Source organism: Microbacterium sp. 22179 (assembly GCF_052045715.1).
GTDB classification, from domain to species: domain Bacteria; phylum Actinomycetota; class Actinomycetes; order Actinomycetales; family Microbacteriaceae; genus Microbacterium; species Microbacterium galbinum.
This window is the reverse complement of the sequence record NZ_JBQEPJ010000003.1, coordinates 358,313-371,909: the sequence shown is the minus strand read 5'-3', so window position 1 is coordinate 371,909 and position 13,597 is coordinate 358,313. Positions and strand designations below refer to the sequence as shown.

At 70.9% G+C, this 13,597-nt stretch carries 12 protein-coding genes; 4 read left to right on the top strand and 8 right to left on the bottom strand.

Features of this window, described 5'->3' with window-relative positions:
• The first annotated feature begins 5 nt into the window (after positions 1-5).
• Positions 6-1,238 (top strand): glycosyltransferase, encoded by a 1,233-nt coding sequence (locus ACTJKK_RS09475; RefSeq protein WP_440747798.1) that lies wholly within the window; start codon positions 6-8, stop codon positions 1,236-1,238.
• A 10-nt stretch (positions 1,239-1,248) separates the two neighbouring features.
• Here the strand turns inward: ACTJKK_RS09475 and ACTJKK_RS09470 are convergent, their stop codons facing one another.
• Both ACTJKK_RS09470 and ACTJKK_RS09465 read right to left on the bottom strand, forming a co-directional pair.
• Entirely contained in the window at positions 1,249-1,893 is a 645-nt protein-coding gene (locus ACTJKK_RS09470; protein WP_440747797.1) for a hypothetical protein, read from the bottom strand.
• A gap of 144 nt (positions 1,894-2,037) precedes the next feature.
• Positions 2,038-2,199: a hypothetical protein gene (locus tag ACTJKK_RS09465; protein WP_247624357.1), complete on the bottom strand. Its 162-nt coding sequence runs from the start codon at positions 2,197-2,199 to the stop codon at positions 2,038-2,040.
• 85 nt (positions 2,200-2,284) lie between these two features.
• Here ACTJKK_RS09465 and ACTJKK_RS09460 point away from each other — a divergent pair, with 85 nt between their 5' ends.
• The gene (locus ACTJKK_RS09460; protein ID WP_440747796.1) at positions 2,285-3,256 is read left to right on the top strand and encodes a GlxA family transcriptional regulator; all 972 of its coding nucleotides are present in this window, start codon (positions 2,285-2,287) and stop codon (positions 3,254-3,256) included.
• A 191-nt stretch (positions 3,257-3,447) separates the two neighbouring features.
• Here the strand turns inward: ACTJKK_RS09460 and ACTJKK_RS09455 are convergent, their stop codons facing one another.
• Together ACTJKK_RS09455 and ACTJKK_RS09450 are read right to left on the bottom strand one after the other, a co-directional pair.
• The gene (locus ACTJKK_RS09455) at positions 3,448-4,455 is read right to left on the bottom strand and encodes a LacI family DNA-binding transcriptional regulator (protein ID WP_440747795.1); all 1,008 of its coding nucleotides are present in this window, start codon (positions 4,453-4,455) and stop codon (positions 3,448-3,450) included.
• A gap of 125 nt (positions 4,456-4,580) precedes the next feature.
• Complete coding sequence (locus tag ACTJKK_RS09450; RefSeq protein ID WP_440747794.1) at positions 4,581-5,282, bottom strand: NRDE family protein; 702 nt, start codon at positions 5,280-5,282, stop codon at positions 4,581-4,583.
• A 484-nt stretch (positions 5,283-5,766) separates the two neighbouring features.
• Between ACTJKK_RS09450 and coaBC the strand changes: the two genes are divergently transcribed.
• Both coaBC and ACTJKK_RS09440 read left to right on the top strand, forming a co-directional pair.
• The gene (gene coaBC, locus ACTJKK_RS09445) at positions 5,767-6,981 is read left to right on the top strand and encodes a bifunctional phosphopantothenoylcysteine decarboxylase/phosphopantothenate--cysteine ligase CoaBC (RefSeq protein ID WP_440747793.1); all 1,215 of its coding nucleotides are present in this window, start codon (positions 5,767-5,769) and stop codon (positions 6,979-6,981) included.
• 100 nt (positions 6,982-7,081) lie between these two features.
• Positions 7,082-9,295, top strand: a complete 2,214-nt coding sequence (locus ACTJKK_RS09440; RefSeq protein ID WP_247633688.1) for an ATP-dependent Clp protease ATP-binding subunit — start codon at positions 7,082-7,084, stop codon at positions 9,293-9,295.
• A gap of 209 nt (positions 9,296-9,504) precedes the next feature.
• Here the strand turns inward: ACTJKK_RS09440 and ACTJKK_RS09435 are convergent, their stop codons facing one another.
• The 4 genes from ACTJKK_RS09435 to ACTJKK_RS09420 all read right to left on the bottom strand — a co-directional run bounded on the left by ACTJKK_RS09435 (position 9,505) and on the right by ACTJKK_RS09420 (position 13,562).
• Positions 9,505-10,092, bottom strand: coding sequence for a nitroreductase family protein (locus ACTJKK_RS09435; RefSeq protein ID WP_247957034.1), 588 nt, complete (start codon positions 10,090-10,092; stop codon positions 9,505-9,507).
• Positions 10,093-10,260: 168 nt separating this feature from the next.
• Positions 10,261-11,370 carry an ABC transporter permease gene (locus ACTJKK_RS09430; RefSeq protein WP_440747792.1) on the bottom strand — a complete coding sequence of 370 codons (1,110 nt, stop codon included), beginning with the start codon at positions 11,368-11,370 and terminating at the stop codon, positions 10,261-10,263.
• A complete protein-coding gene (locus ACTJKK_RS09425) occupies positions 11,367-12,263 on the bottom strand; it encodes an ABC transporter ATP-binding protein (RefSeq protein WP_247957032.1) in 897 nt (298 codons plus the stop codon). Before ACTJKK_RS09425 ends, ACTJKK_RS09430 begins: the two co-directional genes overlap by 4 nt.
• Before the next feature lie 87 nt (positions 12,264-12,350).
• Entirely contained in the window at positions 12,351-13,562 is a 1,212-nt protein-coding gene (locus tag ACTJKK_RS09420) for a benzoate/H(+) symporter BenE family transporter (protein WP_440747791.1), read from the bottom strand.
• Positions 13,563-13,597 lie beyond the last annotated feature (35 nt).

The window sequence follows — 13,597 nt, the reverse complement described above, 5'->3', positions numbered from 1 at the left end:
CGCGCATGCACGTCGTGTTCTTCGGCGACCAGCACCTCGACTCGCTCGGTGGGGCGCAGGTCTCGATGCGACTGCAGCGGGAGTTCCTCGAGCGAGCCGGGCACACGGTCACCGTCGTCGCGCCGCGCATGCACGGGGCGCGGGCAGCGGCCGGGGCGACGGATGCCGCGTACCTCGACCTGCCCTCGATGCCGATCACGCTCGACCGCGAGTACTCGATGACCTGGCCGGGGCGGGCGACCGACCGCTTCCTCGACCGTGCGATGACCACGCGTCCGCCCGTCGATCTCGTGCACGTGCAGGCCGATTTCTGGGGCGCGTTCATCGGTCACCGCTACGCGCAGCGCCACGGCATCCCGGTCGTGCACACGATGCACAATCGCGTCGATGTCGGGATCGCTGCGGTCACCCCGCTGCACCGCCCGGTGCTTGGGGCGTTGAACCTGTGGCGCCGCGCGGCGCTGCGCGGGATCGGTCGGCCGGTCGGCGGCGGCGACGGCTGGGCGTTCCTGCGCGGGCTCGCGGCCGGGGCATCCGCCGTCACCGCCCCCTCGACGCACTTCGCCCGCCGCCTCGAGCAGCACGACGTGTTCGATGCGGTCGACGTGATCTGGAACGGCATCGATGACGACGTGCGCGCCGCCGTGCTCGCCGACCGCGCGCATTCGGTTGCGGAGCCTGTCGAAGCACGGATGCCGGGACGCCCGCGGTTCGTGTGGCTCGGCCGCATGAGCCCCGAGAAGCGGCTGCTGCCGTTCCTCGAGGCGTGGAACGCGGCGGGCATCGACGCCGACCTCGAGATCATCGGCGGGGGAGGGCAGCGTGCGGCGGCCGAGAAGCTCGTCGCCGGACGCCCGGGCGTGCGTTTCGCCGGGCGCCTCACTTATCCGCAGACCCTCGCCCGCATCGCCGCGGCCGACGCGCTCGTGCAGACGTCGATCGGCTTCGAGACGCAGGGCATGACCCCGTTCGAGGCCGCGACGCTCGGCACGCCCTCGATCATCAGCGACCCCGACATCGCCGCCGAGCTCGGGGGCGGGTTCTGGGCGGTGGCCGACGCCGACGGTGCGGAGCCGGCGCGCGTCGCGGCGCTCGCCGAGACGCTGCGGGTCGCGGCATCCGATATCTCCGCCGGCACGGCACCCACCCCGCTTCCCGCGGTGGCCGAGGCGTTCCGCCAGTCGTCGCGCACCGCCGCGATGATCGAGGTCTACGAGCGCGTGCTCGCCGAGGACTGAGTGAGTCTGCTTACAGGAACGCGTAGAACAGGCTGGAGATCCAGCCGAGGATGATGCCGAGCAGCTGCACGCCGCCGACGCCGATCGCGACCCCCGCGAAGACCTGGCCGCCGGGGCGCCGCACCGCGATGAGTCCGAGCACGAGGGCAGCGGCGCTGGCGAGGAACGTGACGACCCCGAACAGCAGGGTGAAGATGCCGTAGCCGCCATCGCCGTAGCCCGAGTAGTAACCGATCGACGACAGCAGGAACGGCTGGATCAGCACCTGCAGCGCACCGATCGCGGCGACCGCGAGGGCGATGATGAACGCGACGCGCGCGAGGGTGTTCGATGAACCGGCGGCGCGCGCCGGTGCCGGGCTCGCGCCGTATGCGGGCTGCTGTGTGGCGGCGTAGTAGGCGGCGCCCGGGTGCGGGTAGGCGCCCTGCGGGGCGGCCTGACCGTAGGGCTGTGCCTGCTGCTGGCCGTATGCCGGGGCCTGCTGCGGGGCCTGCTGCGGGGCCTGCTGACCGTACGGCAGCGCGGCCGGGTACTGCGGGTCGGCGGGAAGAGCGGATGCCGCCGGCGGAGCGCTCGGGAACTGCTGCTGCGGCGGGTTCGTGGCGTTCCCGTTCGGGGGCGTGGGGGGAACGGGAGGCAGCTGCGGGTCGCTCATGGCTCCGAGCGTACTCGTCCGGGCGACCCGGCGGGGTGAACGGTTCGGGACGGCCCTTCGACGAGCTCAGGGACCCAGGATCCGGGGAACGGCGCGAGGCACTGGGTCGCTGAGCCTGTCGAAGCGCCCTCGCGAACGGGCACGTCAGCGGTAGACGTGGCCGGACTCGGCGCGTCGCAGGGGTTCGCGATCGACGACGCGGGTCCAGTCGGTGGGCGTGGCGCGGTATCCGTCACGGCGCAGTTCGACGACCGTGGCGACGAGAGCCCAGAGGGCGAGGGCGGCGAGGAGGATGAGGAGTACCATGGCAGAAACGCTACGGTCGACGTCGATCCGCCACGAGTGGCAGGATGGACGCATATCGTATGAAATCTGCCATTCGGGAGTGCGCATGAAGACAGTCGCCTGCATCGTCCAGGACGGGTTCGCCCCGTTCGAGTTCGGCCTCGCGTGCGAGGCCTTCGGGCTCGACCGGTCGAACGACGGCGTTCCGAACTTCGACTTCCGCGTCGTCGCCCCGCATCCCGGCGTCGTGGCCTCCAAGCTCGGCTTCTCGCTGAACGTCGAGCACGACCTCTCCTTCGCCTACGAGGCCGATCTCGTCGTGTTCTGCCCGGTTCCGCGGGAGTACTGGGACCGCATCGATCCGCTGCTGCTCGACGTCGCCCGCGATGCGGTCGCCCGGGGCGCCTGGGTGCTCACGATCTGCAGCGCCTCGTTCATCCTCGGGGCCGCGGGAGTGCTCGACGGTCGTCGCGCCACCACGCACTGGATGTACTCCGAGATCATGGCCTCGATGTACCCGGAGGTCGAGGTCGACCCCGACGTGCTCTTCGTGCAGGACGGTCGCATCATCACCAGCGCCGGCACCGCCGCGGGCATCGACGCGTGCCTGCACCTGCTGCGGCAGGAGCTCGGCGCCGAGCTCACCAATCGCATCGCGCGCCGCATGGTCGTGCCGCCGCAGCGCGACGGCGGCCAGGCGCAGTTCATCGACCGTCCGATCCCGGTCGTGCCGAGCGACTCGCTCGCCGCGGTCGCCGACTGGGCCGTCGAGCATCTGCGCGACGAGCTCGGGGTCGATCAGCTCGCCGCCCGCGCCCTCATGTCGCCGCGCACCTTCGCCCGCCGGTTCAAGGCCGAGTACGGCGCGACTCCGGCGGCCTGGCTCGCGCGCCAGCGCATCATCCACGCCCAGCGGATGCTCGAGCGCACCGACCTCCCGCTCGATCGCATCGCCGACGAGTGCGGGTTCGGCTCGGCGGCCGTGCTGCGTCAGAACTTCGCCCGCGTGCTCGGCCTGACGCCGACCGCCTACCGCGCCCGCTTCTCCTGCGCCGACGACGAGGTGCCGGCCGCCTGAGGTTGCACCCTCGGGAGGAGATCTCGCCTTCGGCAGGATGCATCCGCTGTTCCGGTCCTGCGGAGCCCGTGTTCTCCTGCGCAGCACGTGCGTGGTGGGGCCCTTCGACAGGCTCAGGGACCCAGTATTCGGGGGACGGCGTGAGGAGCTGGGTCGCTGAGCCTGTCGAAGCGTCCCCGCCAGAGCCCGCGTCAGAGGGCGCGGGTCGTCGACCGCTCGACGAGAGAGCAGGGCAGCAGCACGTGGGCGGCATCCTGCTCGGGCGAGGCCAGGCGCGAGAGCAGCAGCTCGACCGCGCCGTGCGCCATGTCGAGGATCGGCTGCCGCACCGTCGTGAGGTCGAACGCCTGCCACGACGACATCGCCACGTCGTCGAAGCCGAGGATCGAGACGTCCTCGGGCACCCCGACGCCGAGCGCGGTGGACGCGTTCAACGCTCCGAAGGCGACGAGGTCGTTGTGGCAGAAGAGCGCGGTGGGCGGCTCGGGCAGCTGCAACAGGCGGGTCGCTGCGTCGAAGGCGCGCGTGTAGTCGAGGTCGGCGACCTCGAGCAGGTCTTCGTCGAAGGAGACACCGGCGGCGGCGAACTCGAGCAGGAAGCCGCGGTGCCGGTCGTTGACGGATGCTGCGCCCAGGGGTCCCGAGATCACGCCGATGCGCCGGTGGCCGAGGTCGAGCAGGTGCCGGGCGGCGATGCGTCCGCCCTCGAAGTTGTCGGGTGAGATGGAGTCGGATGCCGGTGCGGCGCCCGGGCCCATCGTGACCGAGGGTACGCCGAGCGAGACGATGCGCCCCTCGTCGTCGGGGGAGAGCAGCGTGGTGGTGAGGATGACGCCGTCGACGTTGGTCTCCCAGAGCGTGCGGGCGAGGTCTTCGGTGGTGTCGGCGCGACCCGAGAGGATGAGCGTGCGGTAGCCGGCGTGGTTGAGCTCGCCGCTGATGGTGTGCAGCAGTTCGGCGTAGTAGCTGTTGCGCGGGTCGCCGAGCACGACGCCGATCGTCTGCGTGCGGCTGGTGACGAGGCTGCGGGCGCTGAGGTTGGGGCGGTAGCCGAGCTTCTCGATCGCCGCCTCGACCTTGGCGCGGATGTCGTCGGACACCCCTTCGCGCCCGTTGACGATGCGCGAGACCGTGGTCTGCGAGACTCCGGCCGCTTTGGCGACATCGATGCTCGTGACACCGCGGGACTTCGGCGGCATGGGATCTCCTCTGGGCGTGCCGGGACTCCCATGCTAGACGGCGCGGGGCGGCGATGACTACGCAACCCTCGGTGCGGCCCCTCCCGCGTCGCGCGAACGCGGCCCGGAATGTCGCCGAACGCCGGTCAGGCGTGCCAGTGCGCGGGCGAGGGCAGGGTGTGATCGCGCACGTCGACGCCCGACGGGGTGACGGATGCCGTGGCGTACAGCAGCGACTGCGTGGGGTAGCCGTGCGGGCGGTTGTCGCGGATGATCGCGCGGTCGTCCTCGGGGGAGAGTTCGGCGCTCTCGGCGAGGAGGGCGGTCCACTCGGTCACCCAATCCGCGGCCTCGGCGGCCGGAGCGAGCGCGCGGAACCTCGGCAGCCAGGTGCGGATGCGCGGGGTCACCGCATCGTCGAGATCGTCGTGGGCGATCATGTGCGTGCCGGCGGCGACGGGCGTGGTGCGCAGCTCGGCGCCGTCCCACGAGAGCACCCGCGCTCCCTCGGGTCCGACCTCGAGCAGGTTGAAGCCGTGCATCGGCAGCGGTCCCTCGGGTGAGCGGCCCGCGACCGAATCGAGGGCGAGCGATCCGCGCGAGACGGCGCGGTCATCGGGCAGCTCCTGCACGTCGGCGCGGTTGAGCAGCACGGCGAGGCGTCGGCGCTGCGGATCGACCGCGAGCCAGGCACCGCCCGCACGACGGTCGCGGATGCCGATCACGCCCGGGTACTGCTCGGGCCACCACGGGCCCAGAGCATCCCACTCGCGCTGCGGGTCTTCATCTCGCACCGCCAGGAGTCTCACCGACGCGGCATCCTCGACATCGATCACGACCGTGCACACGCTCTCGATCCTATGCGCGCCGTTGGGCGGAGTTCTCCCCGTTGGGCGGACTTTCCGGGGCGAAGCATCCGCCCCACGTGGAGTTCTCCGCCCGTTGGGGAGGAGACCTCTCGCTCCGCAGGATCGGAAGGGCGGATGCTTCCTGCATAACGTGAGTTCTCCTCCGCTGCGGGGTCAGGGCCTCGGCTCCTGAGCGAGGAGCGCAGCGACGAGACGAAGGGCGTCCGGGCGGAGTTCTCGTCGTTGGGCGGACTTTCCGGGGCGAAGCATCCGCCCCACGCGGAGTTCTCCGCCCGTTGGGGAGGAGAACTCTCGCTTCGCAGGATCGGAAGGGCGGATGCTTCCTGCGGAAGGCGTGTTCTCCTCCGCTGCGGGGCCCTTCGTCTCGCTCCGCTCGCTCGGGGACCGTTTGGGCTCCGCCCGCGACGGAACCACCTCACTAACCGGCGCCCCGCACCCCCGGATGCTGCGGCAGAATCGAAGCGTGAACATCGTCGTCGGAGTCACGGGCGGCATCGCCGCGTACAAGACGGTGCACCTCGTGCGCCTCCTCATCAAGGCCGGTCATGACGTGACCGTCGTGCCCACCGAAGACGCGCTGCGCTTCGTCGGCACCCCCACGTGGGAGGCGATCAGCCGGCATCCCGTCACGACGAGCGTGCACGACGACGTCGCCCGCGTGCGCCATGTCGCTCTGGGGCAGGCGGCCGAGCTCGTGATCGTCGCGCCGGCCACCGCGAACACGATCGCGTCGATGACGGCCGGGCTGGCGAGCGACCTGCTCGGCACGACGCTGCTCGCCACCGAGGCTCCCGTGCTGATCGCGCCCGCCATGCACGCCGAGATGTGGCGGCATCCGGCGACGCAGTCCAACATCGCGACCCTCCGCGAGCGAGGCGTGCACCTGGTGGGTCCCGCCGACGGCGAGTTGGCCGGGGGAGACAGCGGGCCGGGGCGGATGTCGGAGCCGGAGGAGATCTTCGCCGCGGCCCAGGCGCTGCTCGCTCCCGGCGATCTCGCGGGCCTGCGTGTCGCCGTCTCGGCGGGCGGCACCCGGGAGCCGATCGACCCCGTGCGCTTCCTCGGCAACCGTTCGAGCGGACGTCAGGGCACCGCGCTCGCCGCGGAGGCCGCCGCCCGCGGTGCCGAGGTCACCCTCGTGGCCGCGCACATCGATGCCGCGATCCTGGCGTCGGCGCGGCATCCGTCGGTCGCGATCGTTCGCGTCGGAACGGCCGCCGAACTCGGAGAGGCGATGAAGGATGCCGCGGCGACGGCGGACGTCGTGATCATGGCCGCCGCGGTCGCCGACTACCGACCCGCGCGCGCCGCCGACCACAAGCTCACGAAGGAGGAGGGCGTGCTCGATCGCGTCGACCTCGTCGAGAACGAGGACGTCGTGGCCGCGCTCGCCGCTCTCCGCGCCGAGGGGCGTGCCCCGAAGGGGCAGACGATCGTGGCGTTCGCCGCCGAGACGCTGACGGATGCCGAGCAGCGCCGTGAGCGCGCTCGCCGCAAGCGCGAGCGCAAGGGCGTCGACCTGCTGGCCGTGAATCTCGCGGATGCCGAGAACGGGTTCGAGCGCACCGACAACGCGGTCGAGATCATCGGTGAGGGCGGGGCGGTCGTGGCCGAGGCATCCGGGACCAAGCGCGAGGTCGCGGGCGCGATCTGGGATGCGGTGCGGATGCTGCGCTGATGAGGGCATTGTCGATGGGGTGCCGCCCTGCTAAACTTGAGTCAACACAACTCAACTTTTGAGTACTCATCGACCAGAAGGAGTCTCCCAGGAGGGACAGATGACCACCCCGCAGACCGGTTCCCAGAACGACCAGCAGTCCGCACTCGAGCAGTTCGGGATCAACCTCACCGACCGCGCCCGTCAGGGCAAGCTCGACCCCGTGATCGGCCGCGACAGCGAGATCCGCCGCGTGAGCCAGGTGCTCACCCGCCGCACCAAGAACAACCCGGTGCTCATCGGTGAGCCCGGCGTCGGCAAGACCGCCGTCGTCGAGGGCCTCGCCCAGCGCATCGTCGCGGGTGACGTCGCCGAGTCCCTCAAGGACAAGGAGCTGATCACGCTCGACATCTCGGCGCTCGTCGCCGGCGCGATGTACCGCGGGCAGTTCGAGGAGCGGCTGAAGCAGGTCCTCAAGGAGATCACCGAGTCCGACGGGCAGATCATCACGTTCATCGACGAGCTGCACGTGCTCATGGGCGCGGGCGGCGGGGAGGGATCGGTCGCGGCATCCAACATGCTCAAGCCGATGCTCGCCCGCGGTGAGCTGCGCCTCATCGGCGCCACCACGCTCAACGAGTACCGAGAGTTCATCGAGAAGGATGCCGCGCTCGAGCGCCGCTTCCAGCAGGTCTACGTCGGTGAGCCGACCGTCGAAGACACGATCGCCATCCTCCGCGGGCTCAAGGAGCGCTACGAGGCGCACCACAAGGTCGCCATCTCCGACGGAGCGCTCGTGGCGGCGGCATCCCTGTCGAACCGGTACCTGCCCGCGCGGCAGCTGCCCGACAAGGCGATCGACCTGATCGACGAGGCCGCTTCGCGCCTGCGCATGGAGATCGACTCGGCCCCGGTCGAGATCGACGAGCTGCGCCGCCACGTCGACCGCCTCAAGCTCGAAGAGCTCGCGCTCAAGAAGGAGAAGGACCCGGCCTCGAAGGAGCGCCTCGCGACCCTCCGTGCCGACCTCGCCACCGAGCAGGCCAAGCTCGGCGAACTTCAGGCCCGGTGGGAGCGCGAACGCGCATCGCTCAACCGCGTCGGCGACCTGAAGACGCGCCTGGATGCCGCCCGCAGCGACGCCGAGCGCGCGCAGCGCGAGGGCAACCTCGAGCGCGCCTCCCGGCTGCTCTACGCCGAGATCCCGGCGCTCGAGCGCGAGGTCATGGAGGCCGAGCGGTCGGAGTCCGTCGACTCCGACGGCGAGCGGCGCATGGTCAACGAGCAGGTCACCGATGAAGACATCGCCGGCGTCATCGCCGCGTGGACCGGCATCCCCGTCGGCCGCCTGCTGCAGGGCGAGACCGAGAAGCTGCTGCACCTCGAGTCCGAGCTGGGCAAGCGCCTGATCGGACAGAAGGATGCCGTCAAGGCCGTGTCGGATGCCGTGCGCCGCTCGCGCGCGGGCATCAGCGATCCCGGTCGCCCCACCGGTTCGTTCCTGTTCCTCGGGCCGACCGGTGTCGGAAAGACCGAGCTCGCGAAGGCGCTCGCCCAGTTCCTCTTCGACGACGAGCACGCCATGGTGCGCATCGACATGTCGGAGTACGGCGAGAAGCACTCCGTCTCGCGTCTCGTCGGAGCCCCTCCCGGGTACGTCGGGTACGAGCAGGGCGGTCAGCTGACCGAGGCCGTGCGTCGTCGCCCGTACAGCGTGATCCTGCTCGACGAGGTCGAGAAGGCGCACCCCGAGGTGTTCGACGTGCTGCTGCAGGTGCTCGACGACGGCCGCCTCACCGACGGGCAGGGCCGCACGGTCGACTTCTCGAACGTGATCCTGATCCTGACGTCGAACATCGGCTCGCCGATCCTCATCGACCCGGTGCTGTCGGTCGACCAGAAGCGCGAGCAGGTGATGGCGCTCGTGCAGCAGGCGTTCCGGCCCGAGTTCCTCAACCGTCTCGACGACATCGTGATGTTCCAGGCGCTCAGCGAAGACGACCTCGCGCAGATCGTGGAGCTGTCGATCGATCAGCTGCACACGCGGTTGCACGATCGCCGGCTCACCCTTGCGGTCACGCCCGACGCGCGATCGTGGCTCGCCGAGCGCGGGTACGACCCGGTGTTCGGTGCGCGCCCGCTGCGCCGCCTCATCCAGAGCGAGGTGCAGAACAAGCTGGCGACCGCGCTGCTCTCGGGCGGCGTGCGCGACGGCGACACGGTGCGCGTCGACGTCGCGGCCGACGGCACGGGTCTCGTGCTCACGGCCGAGGCTCCGGCATCCGTTCCCGACGACGATGACGACGTGATCGAGGCCGAACTCCTCGACGACTGAGCGGCGGTGGCTGCGACGCTTCGACAGGCTCAGCGACCCAACCACGGGGTTCCGCATCCCGCACGGGGTTCCGCATCCCGCACGGGGGTTCCGTATCCCGCACGGGGTCCCTGAGCCTGTCGAAGGGCCCGCCACGAGACGCCCGCACACGGAAAAGGGGCCCGGTCCGCGAGATGCGGACCGGGCCCCTTTTCGTGTGGAGCGTGAGATCAGGCGCTGAGAATGACCGTCTCGGCGATCGGGCGGCGCACGCGCGGTGCGGTCTCGCGCTGCTGCAGCACCTCGGGGAGGGCGGTCACATCGCCGAACTCGCCGACGGCGAAGACCGTGACGGCCGAGAAACGGGGCTCGAGGTCGGCGAACTCGCGCACGGCCTCCGGGTCGAATCCGCTCATCTGGTGCACGAGGAGTCCCTCGTGGTGAGCCTGCACCGAGAAGTGCGCGACGGCCTGGCCGAGGTCGTAGAGGGCGTGGGTGATCGGCGTGCCGTCTTCGGTGGCGGTCTCGGCGACGGCGACGACGAGGACGGCGGCGTTCACGGCCCAGGCCTGGTTGAAGCCGACGAGTGCGTCGACGACTTGTGCGTGCAGAGCCGTTCCGCGGCGGGCGACGATGAAGCGCCACGGCTGCGAGTTGTTGGCCGAGGGCGTCCAGCGGGCGGCTTCGAGGGAGGCTGCCAGCTTGGCCTCGTCGATCGCGTTCTCGGCGTCGAAGGCGCGGGGGCTCCAGCGCTCGGCGAGCACCTCGAGGACGGGGTGCTCGGTGGGCGCGGTGCGGACGAGGGTGGGAGTGCTCACGGTTGTGCCTTTCAGACGGGGTGCCGATCGGACTCCGTCGTCCGCCTACGCGTGTCTGAACGCATGTGCCCGCATGGATATTCCGGTGGATGCGCGGGTTTCGTCGTGTGACGCGAAAGAGGGACGGATGCCGTTGCCCCGGCATCCGTCCCTCTCGCCCTGCGCGCCTCAGCCGCGCAGCGCCTCGGTGAGCTTGACCCGCGAGCCCATGCGCAGCAGTGAGTTCTCGTAGATCTTCGCGCCGATCGCGATCGCGGCGATGCAGCTCACCAGCAGGATCACCAGCGACAGGATCGGCTCCCACCACTGCGCCTCGCCGACGAACAGGCGCATCGGCATCCCGACCGGGGCCGAGAACGGCACGTACGACATGATCGTCAGCACCAGCGCGTTGTCGTTGAAGACGATGACGAGGATGTACGGCGCCATGATGAGCATCGTGATCGGGGTCGTGGTGGCGCCGATGTCCTCCTGGCGCGACACCATCGAGGCCGCCGCGGCGAACAGCGAGGCCAGCAGCACGAATCCGAAGAGGAAGAACACCGCGAACCACAGGATCGGGCCGCCGAGCAGCGTCAGCACGTCTCTCTGCCCGGTGACGATGAGTCCGACGGTGGCGATCGCGGCGAGGCCGACGATCTGCGCCATCGCGAGGATCGTGTTGCCGATGACCTTCCCGGCGAGGAGGGTGCGGGCGGGGATCGCCGACAGCAGCAGCTCGACCACGCGGGTCTGCTTCTCTTCGACGACGCTCTGCGCGATCGTGCCGCCGAAGGTCGACGCCGCCATGAGGAAGACGATGCCGAAGGCGAGCGCGATGAAGTACCGCAGCAGCGGGTTGGTGGTCGCAGGTTCGAGGATCTGCACCTCGGGCGTCTGCGAGAGGCCGCTGACGAGCGAGCTCGGGGCGTCCTTCAGCGCGATGACGGTGTACCCGGTGGGCCCACCGCTCGACACGACCGCCGCGTCGACCTTCTCCTCGCGCACGAGCTGCTCGGCGGCCGCGTCGTCGGCGACCTCGGTCACCTCGACGTCGGGCAGCGCCGATACCGCGGATGCCGTCTCGGAGGTCGCGGCGACCGGGGTCTTGTCGGTGCCGCTGTTGTTGCTGGCGAACCCGCCGATCAGCACGCCGGCGAGGGCGATGAGCATGAGGATGACGGTCGAGATGACGAACGCCTTGCTGCGCAGCTTCGAACCGATCTCGCGCTCGGCGACGAGCCAGATCCCGCTGGAGCTGCGGATGGGGGAGCCTCCCCCGGGAGTCGACGTGGTCACTGGATGACCTCCTTGAAGATCTGGGCGAGGGACGGATGCTTGGGGGCGAAGCTCGCGACATCGCCGTGGGCGACGGCGGTGCGCAACACGCGCTGCGCGGTCTCCGCTCCGTCGGTGTCGAACAGGGCGTACCCGCCCTCGAAGTCGACGACGGTGACGCCCGGTTCGGTGCGCAGCCATCCGGCGTCACCCGCCGAGACCAGCTCATAGCGGCTGCCGGCGTGCTGGGCGCGGAGCCCGTCGCGGGAACCGGCGGCGCGGATCGTGCCCCCGGCGAGGATGACGAGGTCGTCGCAGAGGCGCTCGACGACGTCGAGCTGGTGCGAGGAGAACAGGATGGATGCGCCCTGGGCGGCGGTGGCCTGCAGCGTCGAGGCGACGACGTCGACGGCGAGCGGGTCGAGGCCCGAGAACGGCTCGTCGAGGATGAGCACCTTCGGGTCGTGCACGAGGGCCGCGGCGATCTGCGCGCGCTGCTGGTTTCCGAGCGACAGCGACTCGATCGTGTCGTTCAGGCGCTCGCCGAGGCCGAGGTCGGTGAGGATCGCGGTGGCGCGGGCGGCGGCATCCGTCTTGCTGAAGCCGTGCAGCCGGGCGAGGTAGACGATCTGCTCGAGCACCTTCATCTTGGGGTAGAGCCCGCGCTCTTCGGGCATGTACCCGAAGTTGCGGCGGTCGTCGCCGGTGACGGCCGTGCCGTCGAGGGTGACGGTGCCGGAGTCCGACGAGAGGAGTCCGAGCACGATGCGCATGGTCGTGGTCTTGCCCGCACCGTTGCCGCCCACGAAGCCGGTGAGCCGGCCGGGGGCGACGTCGAACGAGACGTCGTCGAGCACGCGCCGCGAGCCGTAGCTCTTGGTGATGCCGTGGAGTTCGAGCTTTCCTGAGGTCATGCCTCCACGTTAGGGACGGGGCCGATGCCACGGCATCCCCCCTGTGGGGGATTGTCGGGCATCCACCGCGCGGATGATCGGCCTGCGCTACCGCCGCGCGCTGTGCAGAACCGTGCGCACGACGAGTCCGGCCACCAGCGCCCAGAACGCGGCGCTGACGCCGAGCACGGAGATGCCGGATGCCGCGACGAGGAAGGTGACCACGGCCGGCAGCCGCTCGCCCGGATCGTCGATGGCCTGCTGCACGGCCGAGCCGAAGGCCGCGAAGAGGGCGAGTCCCGCGACAGCGGGGATGACGGCGGCGGGCGCGAGCAGGACGAGCGCCGCGAACGCGGCGGACGCGGCGCCGAGCACGAGATAGGAGGCCCCGGTCGAGACACCGGCGACCCAGCGGCGCTTCGGGTCGGGGTCGGCGTCGGGAGAGGCGGCGAGGGCGGCGCTGATCGCGGCGAGGTTGATCGCGTGCCCGCCCGCGGGAGCGCCGATCGCCGTGCCGAGTCCGGTGACGAGCATCGCCGGTCGCCACGGCACCTCGTAGCCGAAGCTGCGCATGATCGCGACGCCCGGAACGTTCTGCGAGGCCATCGTGACGATGAAGAGGGGCAGCGCGAGGCCCACGATCGCGCCGACGGTGAAGGTGGGGGCGGTGAGTTCGACGCGGGGGAGCAGGATGCCCGGATCGATCGCGGTGCCCTGACGCACGAGCTCGACGGCCACGACCACCGCCGCGGCGAGGAACGCGACGGGAACCGCCCAGCGCGGCGCGAGCCGGGCGACGATCAGCCAGGTCACCACGACCGGCACGACGCCCCAGGGGTTCTCGACGATCCCGGTGATGGGGGCGAGGCAGAGCGGCAGCAGCACACCCGCGAGCATCGCCTGCGCGATCGACGCCGGGATGCGCGCGATGAATCCGCCGAGGGCCGGCCACATCGCGGTGAGCAGGATGAGCGCCGCCGTGACGAGGAACGCTCCGACGGCGGCGGACCAGCCGCCCTCGATGGCGCCCGCCGTGGTGCCGGTCGCGGCGAGCAGAGCGGCGCCGGGCGTCGACCACGCGACGGTGATCGGCATCCGATAGCGCCAGGCGAGCACGATGCACGCGAGCCCCATGGTGAGGCTGGCGGCGAGCAGGCCGCTGGCGGCCTGGGCGGCGGATGCTCCCACCGCCGAGAGCCCGGTGAGCACGACCGCGAACGAGCTGGTGAAGCCGACGAGCGCCGTGACGATGCCCGCGAGGATCGGGCGCGAGAGCGGGGCAGGGGGCGCGGCGGATGCGGCGGACGCGTCGGCGGACATGGATCCGAGGCTATCGCCCGACGCCGACACGCGCC